This window comes from Bacillus cereus group sp. Bc010, assembly GCF_027716745.1.
GTDB lineage: Bacteria > Bacillota > Bacilli > Bacillales > Bacillaceae_G > Bacillus_A > Bacillus_A pacificus.
In genome coordinates, this window is the sequence record NZ_JAQFUY010000017.1 from 40,556 (window position 1) to 63,759 (window position 23,204).

Here is a 23,204-nt window from a genome sequence, read left to right on the forward strand (position 1 = left end):
TTAACACTCCAATCTATACACTAAAAACCTCTCATTCCCATTCTTCTCATAAGCTCCAGGCAATCTTACTTCCCTCTTCAGCTCAAACGCAGTCTGATTTTCTAAGAAGAAAATATAGTCCTCAGAAGGATAATATAAAATAATATCCACTTCTCTCCCCGTTTCTTCTACAGAAAGTAAAATGTTATTTACTACGTTCATAAATACTTGTACAGAAAATGGGTTGAAGAAATAAAATCGGTTATCACGTGGATCAATCTCATATTCCTGCGCTAAACAGCATTCAAACCCAATTTTATCTTTACTGTTTCTTACCTTGCGTGCATAACGATCAAGATTATCCAACGCTTCTTTATAAAACTCTTCATTCATTTCAATTCCAATCGCTGAAGCACCGCACTTATGGTGCATATAAAAGTTCAATCGTCCTTTTCCACATCCAAAGTCTACAATCTGGTCGCTACTTCTTATTTCATATTGATTCAATAACTCATCTAATCCACTATACGGCGTCGGTTCATAACGATGATAATGCATAGACTTGTTAAATCCTTTTTGCTCACCGACTGTTTTTATATGTAAAACTGCATCATAATATTGTTCGTTCATTCGACTTCTCCTATTAAGAAATGGTACTTATTATTATACACCATATACTGGATGCTCATTTTTCATCGAATTAATAGGTACGTGAAATTATATCGACGTTTCGACAAAGGATATCGACTTAACGACAAGTTCCTACAAAAAACAGGAGCTCCCTAGCCCCTGTCTTCTAACACTTTCAATACAGTTTGTTTTAATATTTCTACCCCATCCATAATACAACTATGATCAAACTTCATATACGGATGGTGTAATCCAGGTTGTAGGTCTGCTCCTAATCCAAGCATGACAGCTTTTAAATGTGGTCTCTTCACTGTGTAGTAATGGAAATCATCGCTTCCTGTCGTATAAAGTGGCCCCGTACATTTATCTTCCCCATACACTTCAAGAATACCTTTACGCATAAATCGCTCAGCTTCTTCTGAAACTTCAGCTCCTGGCGCGAGATCAATCCACTCATATGAAGTTTTCGATCCCATCGATGCAGCTGATTCTATGACATGCTCTATTTTTTTCTTCAATTCTTCTAATAATGTATTACTCTCCGCTCTGACATCTAAGCTAAAATGCCCGTTACCCGGAATAATATTTAAATTATCACCACCAGCTTGGCACCTCGTCATCTTTACTGAATAGGAACTTTGCGGTGGTAGCCATATGTTTTTCAAACCGATATTAATCATGGAAATAACATCAATTGCATTTATCCCTTGATGTGGGCGTGCTCCATGTGCATCTTCTCCGTGAATCGTACCCTCTAAAAATCCTGCTGCTCCGTGACGAATTGATGGGGCAGCCTGTTTCAAAGATAGTTCTTCAATCGGGCGCAAATGAACACCGAATAGGAAATCCGCATCATCCACAGCACCTTTCTCTACCATTTTTAAAGCACCATTCCCTTTCTCTTCTGCTGGCTGAAAAATAAATCTAACTGTACCACTTTTCCATCTCATATTCTTTAATTGTAAAATAAGTCCCATTACAATCGTCATATGAGCATCGTGACCACACGAATGATTCGCTTTAAATTCTCCATTCACTTCTTGCCAAAGTGCATCCATATCAGCGCGAATCGCAATAACAGGATTTCCGCTTCCAATTTCAGCAATCACGCCTGGGCAATCATCAAATATTTTATATGAAATTCCTTCTTCTTTTAAAAAGTTAGTAATATACGCTGTCGTTTCATACTCTTTCCAACTCACTTCAGGGTTTTCATGTAAATGCTGAAAAATTTCAGTTAAACGCTCTTGTAGTTCTAATGTTTTCAAAGCTACATTCTCCTTCCCAAATTCCAAAACCATTTAGGTTAATTATACTTATGAAAAACAGATGTTTTTATGAACATATTGAATTTTAAGAAAAAAGTCAATTATTTATTTTTAAACACTGAAAAAGCTTACTCTACATCTATATTACAAACTAAACAAACAACTAGAATATTACTTATTTTCTGTCTTTTATATTGACGCTTACATATATTTTTAGTTATCATAACCTAATAAACGTCTATTTTACGACAATTCTAAAAATACAAACAAACATACATAACAAGGAGGACCTTTATGAAAAAAGAAATACCTTTTGGTGTAGCCATGATCCCTATTATCATTACAGTTGCAGTTATGATGGTTACAATTGTTGTATTAAAACAAAGCCCTCACGTCCCACTTATTATTGGTACAACCGTTGCTTCCATCGTCGCTTGGCGTTACGGTTACAAATGGAACGACATTGAAGAAGCAATGTATAAAGGAATTCGCCTCGCATTACCCGCTATCGTTATCATTATCCTAGTAGGTTTAACGATCGGTGCTTGGATTGGTGGTGGAATTGTCGCAACAATGATTTATTACGGTTTAAATCTATTAACTCCATCACTATTTTTAGTTTCCATTACAATTATTTGTTCTATTGTTGCATTAGCTATTGGTAGCTCTTGGTCTACAATGGGAACAATTGGTGTTGCAGGAATGGGCATTGGCCTTAGTATGGGAATCCCAGCTCCAATGGTTGCCGGTGCTATCATTTCCGGTTCTTATTTCGGCGATAAAATGTCACCGCTTTCAGACACAACAAACTTAGCCGCAGGATTAACAAATACAGATTTATTCACACATATTCGTCATATGTTATTTACTACAATTCCAGGTTTAATTATTACTCTTATCGTTTATGCGTTCTTAGGAAGAAGCTTCGGCGCTAACAATATTGATGCAAAAAGTATCGAGCAAACGTTACAAGTATTGCAGCAAAACTTTGTTATCTCGCCTTTCCTACTAATCATACCTGTAGTCGTTATGGTATTGGTCGCTAAAAAAGTTCCTGCTATACCAGCTATTCTCGTAGGTATTATTTTAGGATTTTTATCACAAGTCTTTATTCAAGGTGGTTCTGTCTCATCAGCTGTTGCTGCACTCCAAAGTGGATTTGTCATAGACACTGGCAACAAGCTAGTAGACGAGCTATTTAATCGTGGTGGTTTAAGCTCTATGATGAATACCGTCTCTATGACAATTGTCGCTATGACTTTCGGAGGAGTATTAGAACATACAGGTATTCTTCGCTCCATTGTAAATCAAATTTTAAAATTAGCGACATCAGCAAAAGGACTTATCGCTTCAACTATCGCATCTTGCTTTGCAACAAACCTTACTTGCTCTGAACAATATATCTCGATTGTTGTTCCTTCAAGAATGTACGCGAATGCATACACAGAAAAAGGACTACATTCTAAAAATTTATCCAGAGCATTAGAAGATGGCGGAACATTAACTTCTGTTTTTGTACCTTGGAATACATGCGGTGTATTTATACTCGCAACACTCGGCGTAGGTGCTTTCGAATATGCTCCTTATGCTATATTGAATTTCATCGTACCTATTATCTCGATTATTTACGGTATAACTGGTCTCACAATTACGAAACTATCTGACATTGAAAAAGCGGAACTACTAAAAAAACAAAAAGCTCAATTAGAAGCTTAAAGATAACGGTAAATTCAGTTCGTATATTGCGCGAGGACGCCCTTGTTGATAAGGCATTTCCTCGCCGCAAATATGAACATACCCATAATCAACTAGTTTCTTTAATAACCTTTCAGTTGATCGTCGAGTCACTTGTAAGTATTCAGAAAGATCTGCTGCTGTAAACTTCAATGACGGATGTGATTGACTAAATTGAATAATCTTTGATAAATTTGCTGGGCTAAGTTTCGTTTCCTTCGCTATTTTCATTAGTTCCGGGTTGTCGTTCTTCAAACTTTGTACTCTCTGTTCTTTCGGGAACGGACCAAATAGTTCTTTATCACTTGTTAGTATATAAAAACAGTGGTCTATTGGATTATTCTTCGCGAAACCTTGGGCGATTTTAGCATTTTGCTCCGCTTCTTTCACAGTTTTTCCGTAACCAAATCCAATAGCTATCGTTCCTTCTATACTCGCAAATAAATTATTTATCATATTTGTTTTTATAATGGATTCAATATCACCACGAGTTGTATACAAAATGAACGTCATTTCATCAATTGTTTTAAATGAACCACGTAGTTCTTTTGAAATGACATTTAATTGCTCAAGCAAAACATCTCGTAATTCTAAAGAAGAAATAATACAAGCACCAACAGTAGCTGAATGGCTTCTTGCTAACTCAGCTTTTATTTTTGCATCTTTTAACCCATGTATAATAGATTGCTTTGGATCTATCATACGTTCTGAAGGAATACCTATTTTTTGAAGTTCATCATAGACAGCATGAATACTAGTTAAAGCTAAATGAGCTTCTCCAGATTGATATTTAGCTACATGAAAATCAATAACTCTATTTATTTCATCTTTACTCCACAGCATATTTTCATAATCAAACACTTGTGGACTTTCTTTTATACCGATATCCTCGAGCACATTTACAATAAATGAGCGGTCTACTAAATCAATTGAGATTTGATGTGGTTGAATACCTTGGTGATACATGACAGAAAGAATGGAAGATGCGATGGTTGTCTCGTCTTGCTGTAAGTACGTACTCGGAATTCGTAATTGTTCTCTTATTTCTTTTGCCATATAATAAGGTAAAGCACCTGAGAAAAAGATGAAATCACAAGGCTTTAAACGCTTTAATAGTTCAGAAGATTCTGCCGGATGAAGGTAAATATATGGATCAATTTCTATTTCTTCTATTTTATGAGCAATAGGTAAAAGTGTCTCCATAAACTCTTTTGAACCGACAACTGCAATTTTTATCATCATTTCTCTAACTCCTTATCATTAATTAACGACTATTTAACGTCAACTATATCAAATGTACAAAACCATTGTAAACAGGAAGGGGTCTTTATTCAATGAAAATTACAGCTATTCACCTTTATGCAATTCGTTTACCGCTTCGCGATCCGTTTGTTATTAGTTATGGTTCTTATTCTGATATGCCTTCTATTATCGTCAAAATGGAAACAGATGAGGGCATTATCGGGTACGGTGAAGGCGTCGCTGATGATCACGTTACAGGCGAATCATGGGAAAGTACTTTTCATACTTTAAAGCATACACTAGCTCCTGCCCTTATCGGCCAAAATCCAATGAATATCGAAAAAATACACGATATGATGGACAATACAATTTACGGTGTTCCAACAGCGAAAGCCGCAATTGATATTGCTTGCTTTGATATAATGGGTAAAAAATTAAATCAGCCTGTATATCAACTAATTGGTGGGCGCTACCATGATGAGTTCCCTGTTACTCACGTTTTAAGCATCGCAGACCCAGAAGAAATGGCCGAAGAAGCTGCCTCTATGATTCAGAAAAGTTACCAATCTTTCAAAATGAAAGTCGGTACAAATGTAAAGGAAGATGTAAAACGTATTGAAGCTGTACGAGAGCGTGTAGGAAATGACATCGCGATTCGCGTTGATGTAAACCAAGGTTGGAAAAATAGCGCCAACACATTAATGGCACTTCGTTCATTAGGACATGTAAACATCGATTGGATTGAACAGCCTGTCATCGCAGACGATATTGACGCAATGGCTCACATTCGTTCTAAAACAGACCTTCCACTTATGATTGATGAAGGATTAAAGAGCTCTCGTGAAATGCGCCAAATTATTAAATTAGACGCTGCTGATAAAGTAAACATAAAACTAATGAAATGCGGTGGCATATATCCCGCTGTAAAACTCGCTCATCAAGCTGAAATGGCAGGCATTGAATGCCAAGTTGGATCTATGGTCGAATCATCCGTTGCCTCTTCCGCAGGATTCCATGTCGCTTTCTCGAAAAAAATCATTACGAGCGTCGAGCTAACAGGTCCATTAAAGTTCACGAAAGACATCGGAAACTTACATTACGACGTACCATCTATTCGCTTAAACGAAAAGCCAGGACTCGGCATTGAAATAAATGAGGATATCCTGCAAGAACTTACCGTCTTTCAAGACGTTGTACGCTAAAGGAGGACTAACGCATGACAGTTCTATACGAAGGCAGATTAAAACAAAATAATGAGCAATTTCACGTTACATTACTCACACTAGAGAACATCGAACAAATCTTATCACTACAAAACGTTGTAGTTGAGACGCTTGAGGATAAAAGTCGCTTACAACCACTATCGTTAGAAGAATTTCAATACATTCTAGAAGGAAATGGCATGATGATCGGTGCTTTTATCAAAAACGAACTCATCGCATTTCGCGCCCTACTCGTCCCTCCTATCGACGATGAACATTTAGGACTTGATATCGGCTTACCAGAAAGTGAACTACACCGCGTCATCTATCAAGAAATCTCAAACGTTCATCCGAACTGCCGCGGAAATGGGATGCAAAAAATATTAGCGACAGTCATCATGGACGAATTACAAAAAGAAAACGGCAAATATGATTATGTGTGCTGCACTGTTGCACCTTTTAACATTCCAAGTTTAAAAGATAAGTTCTCACAAGGGATGGAGATTGCTGCACTGAAGGAGAAGTATGGTGGTAGTATGCGGTATGTTTTTGTGAAGGAATTGCGTGAAGACAAGGAAAAAGATTGGACGGAGATTAAGAGCGTTCCGATGAGTGACACTGTTGGACAGCAGGCTTTATTTTCAGAGGGGTATCGTGGGTATGAGATGGAGCTTTCTAATGGAGTTTATATGATAAATTCCAAAAAATAATAGTTTTTAAAGCTAGTGCTCCAGTAGTGTTTGGGAGTAAAATCCTCCCAAACACTACTTTTTTATTAGGAAATTAGCAAACAACAAATTTTCTTCCTATCTACTCAAAAGTATTTATAAAATTACAACATAGCTGCTTTAAAATACCAGTCTTTTAAATAATCTTCCACCCTATTACTTTTAATGGCTTCTTTAATTTGCCATCCCTCTATTGGAACAATTACTATATCTCCCTGTGATCCTCTTAAACTCTCTAAAGTAAATGTTTTAGCAAATCCCTTCCAAGCAATAAAAAAACCCAATTTAGCTCTTTTTCTCCTATTCTCTATTTTACTTTTAAATATAATAAGTTCATTTTTACCTATCTTTTTATCCCAATTCTTACACTCACATATGAAAATTTGTGACTCTTTACGCCAAATTTCACCCTTTGATTCATTAGTAATATATATATCAATTTCTTCAGTTTGAGTTTTTTCGTTTGCAAAAACCCTAAAACCTTCTACTTGCTCAAAAAACTTCTTTATTAGACATTCTAAGGCTCTTCCTTTTTTTTGAGAATTCCCCTCATTTTCAACAATTCGAATTAAATTTTCAAAACTATTCTGATCACTTATTAACATATCGTTTTTCAGATTCACTACATTTTTATTAATCTGATTATCAAAATGTTTAATATCTAAAATTCCCTTTTCAACCTTTTTCTGATATCTTGAACTTCGTTGTTCATACTCCATTAAATCCATATCATATCTGCATTCATTTTGAGCTAACACTTGTCCAATTCGATTAGCAATTGACTTTATAATTGATACTATAGACACATTACTAACTAATTGATATATATTTTTTTTAGATATACCCTCTAGTTTCAGTTCCAATAGACCATGAAAATCAAGGTACTCTTCAATAGTTAGATTCCTAATCCCATAGTTATCTCTAACAAAATAATTCCTCCACCTATTACTGAACGTTGGACATATATCACTATGCCGAAATTTAATTTCTTTTGTTCCTGGGACCATTTGCACAGAATAAATCAAATGCTGATTCTTAATATTTTCCTTAAGAACAGGATAAAGGTGCTTCGTTTCGCTATAATAATAACAATCTTCTTTTCTATCAAAAACATTTATAATTTCATGTATCCCCTTCTTTAATGGTTGAGGTTCTGGAAAAGAAAACACTTCAAAATTTCTTTTATCTCTAAATCCAACTATATATACTCTTTCCTTATTATGAGGCTCCCCCCCATACTCTTTAGCTTTTAATGCCTTATATACCACCTGATACCCTAGTTCATTAAGAACCTTTATAAACTGATTAAATGTTTCACCTTTATTTACTCTTAAATCACACTTTATACCTTCTAATAGAATTGCCTTAGGCTGCTTTTCTGCAATAATCTCTACAACTTTCTTCATTAAATTATTATCCGCAAATGATTTAGTATGAAGGAGAAAACTTGAAGTTAAAACATCAAAATTAGGAATGTTTTTCAATTCTATTTCATTTATATCATCTTCAACAATTTCTACTGCAACATTATTATTTCGAAAAATTTCACAAGCATCATGCCTTATATCATTTGCCCAGATAACTTGAAATCCTGCTTCTATAAACGCTTTAGTCATTCCACCTATCCCAGCAAATAATTCAATCACCCTATACTTCATATTCATTTTCCTCCTACAAATATTCTGTTACCTAACCCTATATATATCCTATAAATTTGTTCATTATTTATCTCATACTAGTCGTACAATTATTAAACCGTTACTATTCAATTATTCATATAACTTCTTCTAGTAACTTTACTTATTACATTCCCAACTTAAAGGATCTTTCTATACAAACATTTCCCCCAATTATTAGCAACTGAATTAAGTACTTTGTTTAGCCAAGAGAAAAATATTTAACGTAAATAAGTATTAATATAAAAAATCTAGAGCTATGCTATCAACCCTAGATTTTTTGTTTTATTAATTTTTCATCATGACTTTCTGCCACTGTCCTTCTTTTAACCAAACTTCCTAATTATTTTACTTCTTGTTATTTAGTTAAATTCCCCTCTTTATCCCTTTTATCATAATATTTATTCGCTAATTTTGTTAATATCACAAAAGATATAGTTAACAGAAGATATACATCTTTTAAGTTCTTCGTGACAAGATTATAGCTATCGCTTATGCAATAACTTAAAACAATTAAAACAAAAATTGTTGTGCCTGCATAAGCAAAGAATTCTCCAACACTAAAGTCTCTGCCTCTTTTACCTCGAATAAACGAATCGAACAACCCGGTCAAGGTTAACCCTACCGTAACAATGTTTGTTGTTTCTTTAAAAACAGGTTTATCAGTAATAAAATTATCTATACCACCCATTGTAAGAAAGATACTTCCCATAAAAAACATAGCTAAAACAAGTGTCCAACTCCTGGTTTTCCAATCCTTTTCTGCTGTCCAATCAACTATAAATTTGTCTATAAATATCTTTGCGATGCCCTCAATTAAATTACCAATTAAAGCAATACAGATTATACCAAAAATCATACCAAAAATTATGAAAAATAACAAAGTCAAGCTTACAATTTGAATAAATGGTTCTTGCATTTCCATATCCTCCAATATTCCCTCTACATTTAGCAGAATTATATATAAATTTTACTAAACTTTTGTTGAGTTGAGAAAAAAACATTAATTTTCTAAAATATTTTTCATTCAAAAAATCTATTCTCTATTAATAGAATACGGATATAAGGTATTAAATTATTTAGAATAAACTTAAAATACATCTCACCACTAAACCGTCATCTTCCAACTAGATAACGCTAACCAATTCTCCATTTCCTTATAATCAGGCATGATCTTCCCGACAAGACGCCAAAAAGAGCGATCATGATTTAAATGAACCATATGACACATTTCATGAACGACTACATAATCAATTACCCGCTGTGGTGCCATCGCTAACTTCCAATTGAATGTTAGCTGTAAATTTGCATCGCAAGTACCCCAAGTACGACTACTATCTGTAATACGAATAGAACGTGGTTTTGTTTTGAAATTACTTTGATGCGCTTTAATACTCTTCTCTACTAAAGTTTTACACTGCTTATAATAAAATCGTTTTAAAGCTTGCTGTATTTTCTCATCTTTAAGATCTTTCACATAAATATGTAGCTTATCTCCTTCAAACACTGCATTGTCTTGCGTAATATTTGCATCTTGAGAAATTTGTATCGGATACGTATTTCCTAAATACAAAAAGCCTTCTCCTTGATCATAATCCTTTTCCTGTGGTCCACGCGCTCGCTCCGCCATTTCCTTACGTGTTGTCTGAATCCAATCCCACTTCTCTTCTAGCAACTGGACTAAATATTCAACAGGTGTCCCTTTGGGAGCTTGCACCTCAACATTCCCGTAAGAATCCACCAAAAAACGCATCGATTTTTTCTTTTTATAAGTTATATGAAAATTAATTGTTTCGCCTAAATATGTATGTACCATTTCATCACCTAGCATATTATTTTTACAAATAAAAAAGAGTAGGATACGAACACCCTACTCTATCTATTATATCATTTACCGCTTTAACGGACTCATTATCCTCTATACTTTACAGCTAATCCTTTAATGAAATTCCTTGCGTATCTATCGCCGCACTCTTTGTAATTTTTATGGCCTTTTTTTCTTAATAGAGCGCCTAGTTCTCCCTTAGTCACCGTAACGCCTACGCTATCTAATATATCAAGTACATCCTCACTCGTTAAAGATAGTGCTATTTTCATTTTCTTTAGAAGAAGGTTATTCGCACTCTCTTTGCTTTGTACAGGTGCCGGTTGCCCTGGTTTCGGATCTTGCTTACCTCGTTTTAAAGTAATAAATCCATTTAAAAATGCCTCTAACATCATCATATCGCATGTTTTTACGTACTCATCTTCTTCCACATCAGGGTTTTCAGGTTCGTGCTGAGGCGCTCTCTTTATTTTTGTAAGCATATCAACTACGTCTTCTTTCGTTACTTCCATTCCGCCAAGTTTAAAAATTTCTACCATATCTATATCTTTTATATCTAAAGCATATCTTACTCTTTTTAATATATCGTTATTGCTCATTGCCATTATTTTCCCTCCTGAAATGTTGATTATTTTTAACTTTTTATTTGTAATACAGTTTACCGTAACTAATCTCAATTTAATTATTTTTTATTATTTCAATAATTAAATTTAACAAAAAAGGTAGTGCCTTCGGATCCTGTTTGAATTTCTATTTTTGCATTATGACGGGCAGCAATGGCATAACATACGCCTAATCCCAATCCAGTTCCATTATCTTTGGTTGTGTAAAATGGAGTCCCCAGTTTCTCTAATACTTCAGGCCTGATACCATTCCCTTCATCCCGCACTGCAAGCACCACACATTTTTGCCCTTCCTTATAGGTGCTAATGGTTAGAGTTTTCCCTGTACTCATCGCTCCTAAGCCATTACGGTATAGGTTCATTAATAATTGCCTTATCTCATTACGATTTAAGAGTAATTCTGGAACGTCATTTGTATCGACTTGAATATATTTATTTTGATTATGCGTATCAATCTTTATTAAAGGAATAATATCACGGATAATTGAGTTTAAATCTAACATCTGCAAATCTGATTTCTTTGTATTACCGATTGAGAGAAATTCAGTAATAATAGAATTGGCACGATCAAGTTCTTCAACCATTAAATTAAAGTAGTTATTATGTTTCTCATAGTTGTTCTCTTCTTTTAATAACTGCAAAAATCCTCGTACTGTTGTCATTGGATTTCTAATCTCGTGGCTAATACCTGCTGCCATTTGCCCTATTAACTCTATGTTGGATAACCTTTTCAATTCCTGCTCATATTGCTTTTTTTCCGTTATATTTTTACAAATACAACAAATGCCATCATCATACGGATATGCAATGACTTCATACCAATATTCATCAGAGGTAGAAAGAAATTCGAAATGAACTGTATTTCGCTCTGACATTACACGATGAAGCTCCTTATATATAACTGTATCGATGCTACTTGGGAAGACCTCCCATATATTCTTACCTAATACATCTTTTGCTGTTTTTCTTTGCGGGAAATGTTGATGCTTATTTACGTACGTAAATTCCCATTTATTATTCAAAGTCAAGAATCCATCCGTAATACTTTCAATCACACTTGTAACTTTTTCATTAGCAACAGCTAGTTCTCTCGTTCTTTCTTCCACCATACTTTCAAGTTGATCCATATATAACAAGTTTGAAAACGTAGGAGCTGTAGCATCAACGATAGATTTTGCCAGTTGAATTCGGGAAGCATCGTAATTATGAGCTTTTGCCCCTTTACCAACGACGATTACCCCTAATACTTCTCCCATCGAAACTAATGGCAGCATCAGTAGGCCCTTACTATCTATATTTTTTGTTTGAATAACCTTTCGAAGCTTGGCTTCATAGGTTTTCTCCATCCAGTCAGTTTCTGCCCAATCACAGTCCGCGCTTAATTTCGTTGTTTTAATCGTTGTTTTATCTAGCCGGTCTAAAAGGTGGGCAGCCATGTTTTTACTCTCTAAAATCTGTCCTAAGTAAAAAAAACATTTATCAAAAATCTCCTGTACCGAGGAACACACTGATAAATCACGGGTAACATTTAGTAACAGCTGCTTCTCGGCAATAAGATTTTCTTTTTGGGTTAAATTTTTTGCGTTTTGAATGGCGACCGCCGCCATATTTACATAAGCTTCAACACTTTGAATTTCTGAATCTGTTAAGTTCATTGGAACTCCATAATCAAATAAAAAAACAAGACCAAATAACTCTTGCCCAAATGAGATAGGCAGAGCTAATAAAGACTTAATTTTGAACGCATCGACTGGTCTCGGATCCGGTCGATGATCCTTTGAGGTATCAGGAATATAGATCGTTTTTTTAGTTTCAATAACTTCTTTTGCCAGTAAGTCTATTTCAGGATCAATTACCTGCGTATCGAGCGTTACGCCATTTATGGTCTCTGGTTTTCCCGCAAACCCTCTAAATGTTCCATCTTCTTCAGGTAAATAAATTCCAACAGCGTCACACCTAACAATCTCCTCTGATATCGCCATTGTTACACGCTGTAATACTTCACGTAGTTCTAATTTTGTATTTATTATTTTTGTTATATTCGCGAGCCTAGAATATCTCGTCTGATCACTTAACATTTACATAGCCTCCAATTATAGGCGTAATAAAGTGAAACTTTATTTAATAAGTGGGGGTTTTGTTCATCCCCCACTTATTATTAGTTGAACCAATCAGGCTTTTATGGGCAGTCCGACCCCACCTAACTTCTTTGCTTCCGCTGAATTTTGAGGTGGGGGTCTTACTGCTCGTTAATGCGGGATAAAATTGCTACACTCCATCCCTTCTAACTTTCAAAAGTTACACAGTTTCACTCCCCTGTGTCTCACTAACACTCGCCTCAAACTGATTAAGCAATGTACGCACTTCATCCGTCGACTTCGTACTCATCAACTGATTTCTCAATTCAGCAGCTCCAGGGAAGCCTTTTACATAAATTTTGAAGAAGCGATGTAGTCCTGTGATAGAGCGTGGTAATACTTCTGCATATTGATCTTGAAGATCGAGCTGTAGTCTTAAAAGATCTAGATGTTCTTTACTACTATGCTCTCTCGGTTCTTTTTCAAAGGCAAATGGATTTTTAAAGATGCCTCGTCCAATCATAACACCATCAATACCGTATTTTTCAGCAAGTTCCATCCCAGTTTTACGGTCAGGAATGTCTCCGTTTATCGTTAGGAGCGCATTTGGTGCAATACGATCACGTAATTTTTTAATCTCCGGAATTAGCTCCCAGTGTGCATCTACTTGGCTCATCTCTTCTCTTGTACGTAAGTGAATAGAAAGGTTTGCAATATCTTGTTTGAAAATATGCGTTAACCAATCTTCCCACTCACTTAACTCTTTAAAGCCAAGTCTTGTTTTTACGCTGACAGGTAGTCCGCCTGCTTTTGCAGCTTGAATAAGTTCTGCCGCAACGTCTGGACGTAGAATAAGACCACTACCTTTCCCTCTTGATGCTACGTTCGGTACAGGGCAGCCCATATTAATATCAATGCCTTTAAATCCTAACTCTGCCATACCAATACTCATTTGACGGAAATATTCAGGATTATCTCCCCAAATATGTGCCACCATTGGCTGTTCATCTTCTGTAAAAATTAAACGACCACGTACGTTTTTCATACCTTCTGGATGACAATAGCTATCCGAGTTTGTGAACTCTGTGAAGAATACATCTGGACGACCAGCTTCACTTACTACGTGACGGAAAACAACGTCTGTCACATCTTCCATTGGTGCAAGTACGAAAAATGGTCGTGGTAAATCACGCCAAAAATTATCTATCATTTCAAATTCAAATCCTCTCACTATGAATACAATTTCAAACTCTCAATAAACCAAAAAGCAGATGGTATAGATTTTCCTATATCAACTGCTTTCCTATTATACCAACTTCAGCCAAGCTACACACTCCACATGAGTCGTATGCGGGAACATATCAACAGGTTGTACTTCCTGCGTCTTATATCCGCCTTCTTCTAGTACTTTTAAGTCACGTGCTAATGTTGCTGGGTTACATGATACGTATACGACGCGTTTTGGTTTCATGTCGATGATTGTGTTAAGTAGTGCCTCATCACAACCTTTACGCGGTGGATCTACGACCATTGTGTCAGCGATTACGCCTTCTTTGTACCATTTTGGAATAACTACTTCTGCTTCTCCTACACCAAATTCAGCGTTTGTCATGTTGTTTAGTGCTGCGTTACGCTTTGCGTCTTCGATCGCTTCTGGGACGATTTCAACACCGTACACTTTTTTCGCTTTTTGTGCTAGGAATAAAGAGATTGATCCAATTCCACAATAGGCATCAATTACTGTTTCATTGCCATCTAATTTTGCATATTCTAACGTTTTATCGTATAACACTTTCGTTTGTTCTGGGTTTACTTGGTAGAATGAACGTGCTGAAATCGCAAATTTAATATCGCCGATAAAGTCATAAATATATTCTGATCCGTACAGTACTGTCGTTTTGTCTCCGAAGATTACATTTGTACGTTTCGGGTTTACGTTTTGAACAATTGATTTTACTTCTGGGAATTTCGTAGCAATTTCTTCAATGATTGCTTTTTTGTTTGGCAGTTCTGCTGTACGAGTAATGAAGACAAGCATAATCTCCCCTGTTACTTGTCCGTAACGAGCCATTACGTGACGAAGTGTTCCCTTGTTACGCTCTTCGTTGTACGCCGAAATACCGTGTTTTTCACAAATACGTTTTACTTCTTGAATCAATGTATCGTTTTCTTCTGCTTGAATTAAACATGATTCCATATTAATAATGTCATGCGTTCCTTGACGATAGAAACCAGCTACAAGTCCGCCTTCACGTTCTCCAATTGGTACTTGTGCTTTATTACGGTATACCCACGGATTCTTCATGCCGAGTACAGGGTGAACAGGAACATCGCTTAGTCCTCCGATGCGCTGCATAACGTCGCGTACTTGTTTTTCTTTCGCTTGTAATTGTCCTTCATATGTTAAATGCTGAAGCTGACAACCGCCGCACTGATTGTACACTGGGCATTCGGCATCTTTACGATATGGACTCTCTGTATGAAGCTTCATTAAACGACCGAATGCGAAGTTTTTCTTCACTTTAATAATTTTAATTTGCGCTTCTTCACCTGGTAATCCGTTCTTAACGAAAATAGGATAGCCTTTTACTTTCGCAACACCGGCACCATCATGTGTTAAATCTTCAAATACTACATCTATAAACTCGTTTTTTTCAACTGGTGGCGTCATTTTTGTACTCATTTTCCGACCTCTCTTTTTCATAACACTGCGTTACATTTTATCATACTTATATGGTCTATTTCTATTGGAAGAAAAAAAGCTATTGACGATAGTTCTCTGTTAATGTTACGCTACTACTAATTTAATACGGACGATGTTACCTCATATATACTCGATAATATGGATCGAGAGTTTCTACCCGGCAACCTTAAATTGCTGGACTATGGGGAAAACTAATGAATATTAGACCATGTGCAAAAAGGACTCATATTGATTAGCTTTCTCTCATAGATGAAAGTGAATCCATATGGGTCTTTTTTTATTTCCATTTTTCTAAAAGGTCAGACATCTTACGTATGACATAAAACCTCTTTGTTTTATTTTTAGTAATACAACGAGCGTTTTATGTACAAACTTTATACGAACTTCTGAAAGGGGCAACTACATGCAATATGTAATGAGCATTATCGGTATTCTTGTCGTTTTAGGTTTATGTTTTGCTTTGTCAAACAACAAAAGTAAAATCAACTTCCGTGCAATTGCTATTATGATTGGTTTTCAAATTTTAATCGGTTGGTTTATGTTTGGCACAAAGATTGGTCAACAAATCATTATTTTCATTGGTAAAGTTTTCAACAAACTAATTAAACTTGGTACGACAGGTGTTGATTTTCTCTTTAATGGAATTCAAAGAGACTTTGTCTTTTTCTTAAACGTACTATTAATTATCGTATTCTTCTCAGCACTACTTTCTATCTTTAGTTATTTAGGTGTTTTACCATTCATCGTTCGTGTTGTCGGCGGTGCGATTTCAAAAATTACTGGTTTACCACGCGTTGAATCGTTCCATGCGGTAAACTCTGTATTCTTCGGTTCAAGTGAAGCGTTAATCGTTATTAAAAATGATTTACAACATTTCAATAAAAACCGTATGTTTATCATTTGTTGTTCTGCAATGAGCTCAGTTTCTGCTTCTGTTACAGCATCATACGTAATGATGTTAGATGCAAAATACGTACTAGCAGCTCTTCCGCTAAACTTATTCTCAAGCTTAATCGTTTGTTCGTTATTAACACCAGTTGATACGAAAAAAGAAGACGAAGTGATTCAAAAATTTGATAGAACGCTATTCGGAGACAGCTTTATCGGTGCGATGATTAACGGCGCGCTTGATGGTTTAAAAGTAGCTGGTATCGTTGCAGCATTAATGATCGCCTTCATCGGTGTGATGGAAGTTGTAAACTACGTAATTAGTGCAGCTTCAGGGGCAATGGGACATGCTGTTACGTTACAACAAATCTTCGGTTACGTACTTGCTCCATTCGCATTCTTAATGGGGATTCCAGCTCAAGATATTATCCCAGCTGGCGGAATTATGGGTACGAAGATTGTATTAAACGAGTTTGTAGCAATCCTTGATTTAAAAGGTGTTGCAGCAACATTATCTCCACGTACAGTTGGAATCGTTACAGTATTCTTAATTAGCTTCGCGAGTATTAGCCAAATTGGTGCGATTGTTGGTACAATCCGTGCCCTTTCTGAAAAACAAGGAAGCATCGTTTCTAAATTTGGTTGGAAAATGTTATTTGCATCAACACTTGCTTCTATTTTATCTGCTACAATCGCTGGATTATTCATTTAATAAAAATCACCTTACTCGTTGAAGTAAGGTGATTTTTTTATCTATTGTTACTTTTCTCATTCCATCCATTTTATTCAAATGATATGATGAACAAGGGTATATCCCACCTCTCTTACAGCGGTGGGGATTTTAAATAGAAGTATGTAACATAATACACAATAGAAGGTGATTTTATGAGAAAATATGCTGCAATCGCTTTATGTACATCTGCCATTTTAGCAGGTTGTAATACTAACAATGTAAGTCAAGAACCTAAAAAAGAGAAAAAAGTTCAAGAAACTAAGAAACAAGAAGAGACCGTGAAAGAACAAGGGAAAATTTCTTATAACCAAATTACACATGAATCTACAAACACTACTATTCATATGACAGATATAAAAGATGCTTTAACTGAAGTACAATATAAAATTTGGCGTACTGCTGATGGAAGTGGAAGGGAACACACTAAATCTTTTTCTTCTAAAGAAAAGGAGAAACAGTTTACACTTCCTTTTGATATAAAAGAATTTGAAGGAAAACGCGGTGAGTTTCAAATTGAAGCAATAGGTATAAAAGAAGATGGGAAAACCATTCCACTCACAAAATCTGCTATTACTTTCGAGCAAAAAGTTCCCGTTCTTATGTACCATGCAATCGATGATTATCACGGACAAGGCATTAAAGACTTATTCGTATCACCTGCTAACTTTGAAGCCCAAATGAAATATTTAAAAGACAACGGCTATACATTACTAACTTTTGAACGTTGGGGTGATATTAATAAAGTAAATAAACCTATCTTTGTTACATTTGATGACGGTATGAAAAATAATATGAATGCATTCCATGTTTTACAAAAGCTAAAAGACGATACATTTAAACCAACAGCAACAGAATATATGATTGTTGATAACGTTGATGTAGAAGGATCACTGTCTACTTCTGAAATAAAAGAAATGGTCGATTCCGGCATTTTCTCAGTGCAATCTCATACAGCGACGCATGCAGACTTACCGAAAATTACAAACTATGAAGAGGAATTAAAAGGATCAAAAGAAAAGTTAGAAAAAATAACAGGTAAGCCCGTTATCGCAGTTGCTTATCCATTCGGTCATGTAGATGATAAAGTCGTTGCAGAAACGAAGAAATATTATCAATTTGCGACGACAACAAAACCCGGAAAATTCATTACAAAAGGTGAACCCGATGAATTGTTAAAAATGAAGCGTGTTCGCATACACCATACGACGACCGTAGAACAGTTTGCTTCTTCGATTCAATAACGATGAGGGCTCAATATATTTTGAGCTCTCTTTTTACGCTATATTTATATATATTTTTTGAATTTTCTTGTATTATATATAGTAAGAAATCTTTCAAATTAAAGGAGATTATACATATGTCATTTGAACAAACGTTAGAGAAATATGCTGCCCTTGCAGTCAATGTTGGTGTTAATATTCAACCAGGACAAACATTATCAATTAGCGCACCTCTTGAAGCTGTACAATTTGTACGCCTCGTTACAGAAAAAGCATATAAATCTGGTGCAAAACACGTATATGTGGATTGGAATGATGAGACGTTAACACGCTTAAAGTTTGATCTAGCTCCTGAAGAAGCATTCGCTGAGTTCCCATCTTGGAAAGCACACGCTCGTGAAGAATTAGCAAAAGAAGGCGCTGCATTTATGTCTATTTATGCAGAAAACCCTGATTTATTAAAAGGTGTAGAACCAACGCTTATCGCAACAGCTCATAAAGTAGCTGGTGAAGCAATGAAAGTATACCGTGATTACGTACAAGCTGATAAAGTAAGCTGGTGTGTCATTTCTGTTCCTACGAAAGAATGGGCTGCGAAAGTATTCCCTGACGTTGCACCAGAAGAACAAGAAGCAAAACTATGGGATGCTATTTTCAAAGCGACTCGTGCTGATTTAGAAAATCCTGTGGAAGCATGGAAAGAACACGATAAAACATTACATACAAAAGTTGATTACTTAAACGAAAAGCATTATAAAGCTCTTCACTATACAGGTCCTGGAACAGATTTAACAATCGAACTTCCAGAAAAACATGTATGGGCTGGTGCTGGTAGCTTAAATGAAAAGAACGTACCATTTATGGCGAACATTCCAACTGAAGAAGTGTTTACAATGCCACTTAAAACAGGTGTAAACGGCCAAGTATCTAGTACAAAACCGTTAGCATTTGCAGGTAACATTATCGATAACTTCACGTTAACATTTGAAAACGGACGTATCGTAGATTATAAAGCTGAAGTTGGAGAAGAAGCTTTAAAACATTTAGTAGAAACAGATGAAGGTTCTCACTTCTTAGGAGAAGTAGCTTTAGTACCTCATGATTCACCAATTTCAAACACAAATATTTTATTCTACAATACGCTATTTGATGAAAACGCATCTTGCCACCTTGCAATCGGAAATGCTTATGCATTTAACTTAGTTGGCGGAAAAACAATGTCTAAAGAAGAGCTTGCTGAAAATGGCGCAAACGCTAGTATTACACACGAAGATTTCATGATTGGATCAGCTGAGCTTGATATTGACGGTATTACTGCTGATGGCAGACATGAGCCAATCTTCCGTAAAGGTAATTGGGCGTTTTAACAAAAGCAAAAGGCTATCTTCCGCACTGGAAGATAGCCTTTTATGATGCAGATGAAACCTTAAGCCCAATGACACCCAAAACAATAAAAAGAATACAAAATGCTTGAAATAAACTAATATGCTCTTTAAAAAAGTACACACTAATGATTGTAATAAGCAATGTTCCAACGCCAGACCAAATAGCATAAGCAATACTTAAATGGATCTTTTTCACAACGATGGCGAACACGCTGAAACAAATTCCATAAAACACGAAAATCAGTACACTCGGAACAAGCTTTGTTAAACCGTTTGATAATTTCATCGCAATTGTTCCAGCTACTTCAAAAATAATTGTTACAAGTAATAATAGCCAATATACCATACTAGAATCTCCTTCTCTGTTACCTTATAGAGATTCTAGTATACTACTTATAGTCCTAATGAAATATATTTAATTTCTAAATATTCCTCGATACCGAAATGACCTCCTTCACGGCCAATACCACTTTCTTTAAAGCCACCGAACGGTGCTTGTGCAACTGATGGAAGTCCATCATTTAATCCGATAATACCGTACTCTAACGCTTCGCTAATTTGGAATGCTTGACTAATATCTTTCGTGAAAATGTACGCTGCTAAACCGTATGGTGTATTGTTTGCACGTTCAATTACTTCTTCAACCGTTTTAAATTTCGCAACAGGTGCAACTGGTCCAAATGTCTCTTCATTCATACAAAGCATCGTATCATTCGCCAATCCAATTACAGTTGGTTGCATAAAGTATCCGTCTAGCTCTGCAACCTTTTGACCACCATATAAAACTGTTCCACCCTTTTGAATAGCATCTTCAATATGTTCCTGTACTTTCGAAACTGCATTCTCGTCAATAAGTGGTCCTACAGTCGTTCCGTCACCGAAACCGTCTCCTACTTTCAACTGCCCTACTGCCTTTTGAAACTTCTCTGCGAATACTTCGTAAACTTCTTCCTGAACAAATACTCGGTTTGTACATATACACGTTTGTCCTGCGTTACGGAATTTCGAACCGATTACTGCCTCTACTGCTTTATCTAAGTCTGCATCATTCATAACAATAAACGGTGCGTGACCGCCTAACTCAAGTGAAACCTTTTTCATCGTTTGTGCCGCACTAGCCATTAACTCTTTCCCAATTTCCGTTGATCCTGTAAAGGACACTTTTCGAACACGCCCATCTTCCATCCACGTATCAGCAATTGCTTTCGCACTACCTGTTACAATATTTATTACGCCTTTTGGAATGTCTGCTTCATGAGCTAATTCAGCTAATTTTAACGCAGTTAACGGCGTTTGACTTGCAGGTTTTACAACCGCTGTACATCCTGCTGCAAGCGCCGGAGCTACCTTTCTCGTAATCATAGCGGCCGGGAAGTTCCAAGGCGTAATAGCTGCCATAACGCCAACTGGTTGCTTCATAACTAAAATACGTTTATTTGGATGAGAAGCAGGAATCATTTCACCATACACGCGTTTTCCTTCTTCTGCATACCATTCGACAAAACTATTTGCATAATTCACTTCACCAAGCGCTTCTGCAAACGGCTTTCCTTGTTCTCTCGTCATAATCGCTGCAATCTCTTCTTTATTTTCATCGATAAGTGTAAACCATTTTTTTAATTTCACTGCACGGTCTGCCGCTGTTAACTTAGACCATGATTTAAAAGCTTCATGTGCAGCATCAACGGCTTGCCTTGCCTCAGTTACCCCACCCTTTGGTACAGTCGCAAATATTTCCTTCGTTGCTGGATTATTTACTTCGATTTGTTCTTGCAATGTAATCCACTCACCATTTATATACATCGCCTTTTTCTCTACATTTACAAACGTCGCTTTTTTATCCAATGTTCTCTTCCTCCTCTATAAGTTTCTTTATTTTCCTCGTGGCAGCAGATTGACTTATTTTTAAAAACTCCGCTACTTTATAACTCGATCCATATGTTTTATATGCTTTCAAAATAATATTCCGTTCTACTTCTTCTAACATTTTATAGAGACTTTGACCAGACTGTTCAACTGTTGATTCTTGCATCGCTATTGGCAAATCCTCTATCGTAACGATATCATCAGCAGTTATAACAATTCGCTCAATCACATTTTCAATTTCTCTATTATTTCCTTCCCACGGGTAACCAACAAACATTTGCAATGTGCTAGGCGCTAATTTTACATTCCGACCATATTTCTCGTTAAAGTGTTGTAAATAATGATAAATAAGTGGCAAAATGTCTTCTGTTCTTTCCCGTAGTGGCGGGATTACAATGGGAATAACATTCAGACGATAATATAAATCTTTCCGAAATGTTCCTTGTTTCACCATCATACTTAAATCTCTATTTGTTGCCGCTACAATTCTAACGTCCACCTTTTTTAATTCTCTTCCGCCTATAGGGCGAAACGTTTTTTCTTGCAACACTTGCAAAAGCTTCGCTTGAATTTCAAGCGGCATTTCACCAATTTCATCTAAGAAAAGAGTTCCTTTATGCGCTGATTCTAATAGTCCCTTTTTCCCTTCACGATTCGCACCTGTAAAAGATCCGCCTGAGTATCCAAAAAGCTCTGATTCAATTAAATTCGTTGGCAATGCCGCACAGTTAATTTCATAGAAACTTTCATTCTTCCGGTTACTCACTTCATGTAAATGACGCACCAATCGACTCTTTCCTACTCCTGTCTCACCTAAAACGAGAACAGTACTATCTACCACGGATACTTTCTTGATTGTCTCGACTATTTTTTGCATAGCGATACTTTTAAAAATAAGTCCTTCATGTTCATATGTTTCTCTTAATTCTTTTTTATATGTTTTTAACTGATTATCCATTTCTTCTACCTTTTGACGTAATTGATAGAGTTCTGTAAGATCACGAGAGTAACTGATCACCCTTCTTAAATTGCCCTCTTCATCAAAAACAGGCCTTGTACGAACGTGTAAATACTCTCCTGATTTTGTCGTTTGAACGAGTTCAATCGGTCTCTTTTTTTCAATTACTTCTAACGTTGCCGATGGATAAAAGATACCATCCTTCTGCAATTCTTTTACATGTTTACCTACTAACTCTTTAGCAGCCAATTGATAGTGCCTTTCACATGTACTATTTACACGTACAACGATTCCCTTTTCGTCAGTCACAAAAATTTCGTCAAACGCATATTCAAATACATCTTGTAAATCCATTAACACTCGTTCCTTTTCTGCAACCATCCTAGCCACCCCTAACTTCCAATCCGTCGATTCACTTCACTACCTTTATTATAAAGTGAATTTTCTGGATTTTATATAGAGTCA

At 36.0% G+C, this 23,204-nt stretch carries 19 protein-coding genes and 1 riboswitch; of the genes, 6 read left to right on the top strand and 13 right to left on the bottom strand.

Translation table 11 applies throughout. The annotated features are described in order from the left end of the window. Together PDQ68_RS18125 and PDQ68_RS18130 are read right to left on the bottom strand one after the other, a co-directional pair. A complete protein-coding gene (locus tag PDQ68_RS18125; protein WP_061183773.1) occupies window positions 1-609 on the bottom strand; it encodes a class I SAM-dependent methyltransferase in 609 nt (202 codons plus the stop codon). A 152-nt stretch (window positions 610-761) separates the two neighbouring features. Continuing rightward, complete coding sequence (locus tag PDQ68_RS18130; RefSeq protein ID WP_000853529.1) at window positions 762-1,877, bottom strand: M20 peptidase aminoacylase family protein; 1,116 nt, start codon at window positions 1,875-1,877, stop codon at window positions 762-764. A gap of 294 nt (window positions 1,878-2,171) precedes the next feature. Here PDQ68_RS18130 and nhaC point away from each other — a divergent pair, with 294 nt between their 5' ends. Continuing rightward, window positions 2,172-3,593, top strand: coding sequence for a Na+/H+ antiporter NhaC (nhaC, locus tag PDQ68_RS18135; protein ID WP_000711544.1), 1,422 nt, complete (start codon window positions 2,172-2,174; stop codon window positions 3,591-3,593). On the opposite strand, the gene PDQ68_RS18140 is transcribed toward nhaC, so the two are convergent. Continuing rightward, window positions 3,582-4,853, bottom strand: coding sequence for a hypothetical protein (locus PDQ68_RS18140; protein ID WP_000972831.1), 1,272 nt, complete (start codon window positions 4,851-4,853; stop codon window positions 3,582-3,584). The two genes, nhaC and PDQ68_RS18140, sit on opposite strands and share 12 nt — an antisense overlap. 92 nt (window positions 4,854-4,945) lie before the next feature. Between PDQ68_RS18140 and PDQ68_RS18145 the strand changes: the two genes are divergently transcribed. After that, window positions 4,946-6,055: a mandelate racemase/muconate lactonizing enzyme family protein gene (locus PDQ68_RS18145; RefSeq protein ID WP_061183772.1), complete on the top strand. Its 1,110-nt coding sequence runs from the start codon at window positions 4,946-4,948 to the stop codon at window positions 6,053-6,055. Window positions 6,056-6,069: 14 nt separating this feature from the next. Continuing rightward, window positions 6,070-6,765, top strand: a complete 696-nt coding sequence (locus PDQ68_RS18150; protein ID WP_061183771.1) for a hypothetical protein — start codon at window positions 6,070-6,072, stop codon at window positions 6,763-6,765. A 122-nt stretch (window positions 6,766-6,887) separates the two neighbouring features. Here the strand turns inward: PDQ68_RS18150 and dcm are convergent, their stop codons facing one another. From dcm to rlmD, 7 genes are all read right to left on the bottom strand, one after another. Beyond that, entirely contained in the window at window positions 6,888-8,441 is a 1,554-nt protein-coding gene (gene dcm, locus PDQ68_RS18155) for a DNA (cytosine-5-)-methyltransferase (RefSeq protein WP_061183770.1), read from the bottom strand. Between the two features lie 376 nt (window positions 8,442-8,817). Continuing rightward, window positions 8,818-9,378, bottom strand: a complete 561-nt coding sequence (locus tag PDQ68_RS18160) for a hypothetical protein (protein ID WP_061183769.1) — start codon at window positions 9,376-9,378, stop codon at window positions 8,818-8,820. Between the two features lie 189 nt (window positions 9,379-9,567). Then, on the bottom strand, window positions 9,568-10,275 hold the full coding sequence (locus tag PDQ68_RS18165) for a M48 family metallopeptidase (protein ID WP_061183768.1): 708 nt from the start codon (window positions 10,273-10,275) through the stop codon (window positions 9,568-9,570). 95 nt (window positions 10,276-10,370) lie between these two features. Beyond that, window positions 10,371-10,889 carry a YehS family protein gene (locus tag PDQ68_RS18170; RefSeq protein WP_001251709.1) on the bottom strand — a complete coding sequence of 173 codons (519 nt, stop codon included), beginning with the start codon at window positions 10,887-10,889 and terminating at the stop codon, window positions 10,371-10,373. Window positions 10,890-10,981: 92 nt separating this feature from the next. Then, window positions 10,982-12,985 (bottom strand): GAF domain-containing sensor histidine kinase, encoded by a 2,004-nt coding sequence (locus tag PDQ68_RS18175; RefSeq protein ID WP_270786905.1) that lies wholly within the window; start codon window positions 12,983-12,985, stop codon window positions 10,982-10,984. Between the two features lie 220 nt (window positions 12,986-13,205). Next, window positions 13,206-14,195 carry a tRNA dihydrouridine synthase gene (locus PDQ68_RS18180; protein ID WP_270786906.1) on the bottom strand — a complete coding sequence of 330 codons (990 nt, stop codon included), beginning with the start codon at window positions 14,193-14,195 and terminating at the stop codon, window positions 13,206-13,208. A gap of 96 nt (window positions 14,196-14,291) precedes the next feature. Beyond that, the gene (gene rlmD / locus PDQ68_RS18185) at window positions 14,292-15,668 is read right to left on the bottom strand and encodes a 23S rRNA (uracil(1939)-C(5))-methyltransferase RlmD (protein WP_000105046.1); all 1,377 of its coding nucleotides are present in this window, start codon (window positions 15,666-15,668) and stop codon (window positions 14,292-14,294) included. 121 nt (window positions 15,669-15,789) lie between these two features. Next, a riboswitch (purine riboswitch) is annotated at window positions 15,790-15,891 on the top strand. 201 nt (window positions 15,892-16,092) lie between these two features. On the opposite strand from rlmD, the gene PDQ68_RS18190 reads away from it, so the two are divergent. The 3 genes from PDQ68_RS18190 (at window position 16,093) to PDQ68_RS18200 (ending at window position 19,897) form a co-directional block, all read left to right on the top strand. Continuing rightward, on the top strand, window positions 16,093-17,289 hold the full coding sequence (locus PDQ68_RS18190; RefSeq protein ID WP_061183765.1) for a NupC/NupG family nucleoside CNT transporter: 1,197 nt from the start codon (window positions 16,093-16,095) through the stop codon (window positions 17,287-17,289). 173 nt (window positions 17,290-17,462) lie between these two features. Then, complete coding sequence (locus PDQ68_RS18195) at window positions 17,463-18,551, top strand: polysaccharide deacetylase family protein (RefSeq protein WP_270786907.1); 1,089 nt, start codon at window positions 17,463-17,465, stop codon at window positions 18,549-18,551. A gap of 116 nt (window positions 18,552-18,667) precedes the next feature. After that, complete coding sequence (locus PDQ68_RS18200; RefSeq protein ID WP_061183764.1) at window positions 18,668-19,897, top strand: aminopeptidase; 1,230 nt, start codon at window positions 18,668-18,670, stop codon at window positions 19,895-19,897. 40 nt (window positions 19,898-19,937) lie between these two features. Here the strand turns inward: PDQ68_RS18200 and PDQ68_RS18205 are convergent, their stop codons facing one another. Genes PDQ68_RS18205 through PDQ68_RS18215 form a run of 3 tightly spaced genes read right to left on the bottom strand, consistent with a single transcriptional unit; the run spans window position 19,938 to window position 23,120 of the window. Next, a complete protein-coding gene (locus PDQ68_RS18205) occupies window positions 19,938-20,261 on the bottom strand; it encodes a DMT family transporter (protein WP_000263262.1) in 324 nt (107 codons plus the stop codon). A 47-nt stretch (window positions 20,262-20,308) separates the two neighbouring features. Beyond that, window positions 20,309-21,760: an NADP-dependent succinate-semialdehyde dehydrogenase gene (gene gabD, locus PDQ68_RS18210; RefSeq protein ID WP_270786908.1), complete on the bottom strand. Its 1,452-nt coding sequence runs from the start codon at window positions 21,758-21,760 to the stop codon at window positions 20,309-20,311. After that, on the bottom strand, window positions 21,753-23,120 hold the full coding sequence (locus PDQ68_RS18215; protein ID WP_000225163.1) for a sigma-54 interaction domain-containing protein: 1,368 nt from the start codon (window positions 23,118-23,120) through the stop codon (window positions 21,753-21,755). Before PDQ68_RS18215 ends, gabD begins: the two co-directional genes overlap by 8 nt. Between the last annotated feature and the right edge of the window lie 84 nt (window positions 23,121-23,204).

Bases quoted from the DNA above. Each gene is read 5' to 3' on its own strand.
- PDQ68_RS18150 (WP_061183771.1), top strand. From the start codon at position 6,070: ATGACAGTTCTATACGAAGGCAGATTAAAACAAAATAATGAGCAATTT.
- PDQ68_RS18125 (WP_061183773.1), bottom strand. From the start codon at position 609: ATGAACGAACAATATTATGATGCAGTTTTACATATAAAAACAGTCGGT.
- dcm (WP_061183770.1), bottom strand. From the start codon at position 8,441: ATGAAGTATAGGGTGATTGAATTATTTGCTGGGATAGGTGGAATGACT.
- PDQ68_RS18205 (WP_000263262.1), bottom strand. From the start codon at position 20,261: ATGGTATATTGGCTATTATTACTTGTAACAATTATTTTTGAAGTAGCT.
- PDQ68_RS18170 (WP_001251709.1), bottom strand. From the start codon at position 10,889: ATGGCAATGAGCAATAACGATATATTAAAAAGAGTAAGATATGCTTTA.
- PDQ68_RS18190 (WP_061183765.1), top strand. From the start codon at position 16,093: ATGCAATATGTAATGAGCATTATCGGTATTCTTGTCGTTTTAGGTTTA.
- PDQ68_RS18175 (WP_270786905.1), bottom strand. From the start codon at position 12,985: ATGTTAAGTGATCAGACGAGATATTCTAGGCTCGCGAATATAACAAAA.
- PDQ68_RS18145 (WP_061183772.1), top strand. From the start codon at position 4,946: ATGAAAATTACAGCTATTCACCTTTATGCAATTCGTTTACCGCTTCGC.
- PDQ68_RS18165 (WP_061183768.1), bottom strand. From the start codon at position 10,275: ATGGTACATACATATTTAGGCGAAACAATTAATTTTCATATAACTTAT.
- nhaC (WP_000711544.1), top strand. From the start codon at position 2,172: ATGAAAAAAGAAATACCTTTTGGTGTAGCCATGATCCCTATTATCATT.
- PDQ68_RS18160 (WP_061183769.1), bottom strand. From the start codon at position 9,378: ATGCAAGAACCATTTATTCAAATTGTAAGCTTGACTTTGTTATTTTTC.
- PDQ68_RS18180 (WP_270786906.1), bottom strand. From the start codon at position 14,195: ATGATAGATAATTTTTGGCGTGATTTACCACGACCATTTTTCGTACTT.
- PDQ68_RS18195 (WP_270786907.1), top strand. From the start codon at position 17,463: ATGAGAAAATATGCTGCAATCGCTTTATGTACATCTGCCATTTTAGCA.
- PDQ68_RS18140 (WP_000972831.1), bottom strand. From the start codon at position 4,853: ATGATGATAAAAATTGCAGTTGTCGGTTCAAAAGAGTTTATGGAGACA.
- rlmD (WP_000105046.1), bottom strand. From the start codon at position 15,668: ATGAGTACAAAAATGACGCCACCAGTTGAAAAAAACGAGTTTATAGAT.
- PDQ68_RS18200 (WP_061183764.1), top strand. From the start codon at position 18,668: ATGTCATTTGAACAAACGTTAGAGAAATATGCTGCCCTTGCAGTCAAT.
- PDQ68_RS18215 (WP_000225163.1), bottom strand. From the start codon at position 23,120: ATGGTTGCAGAAAAGGAACGAGTGTTAATGGATTTACAAGATGTATTT.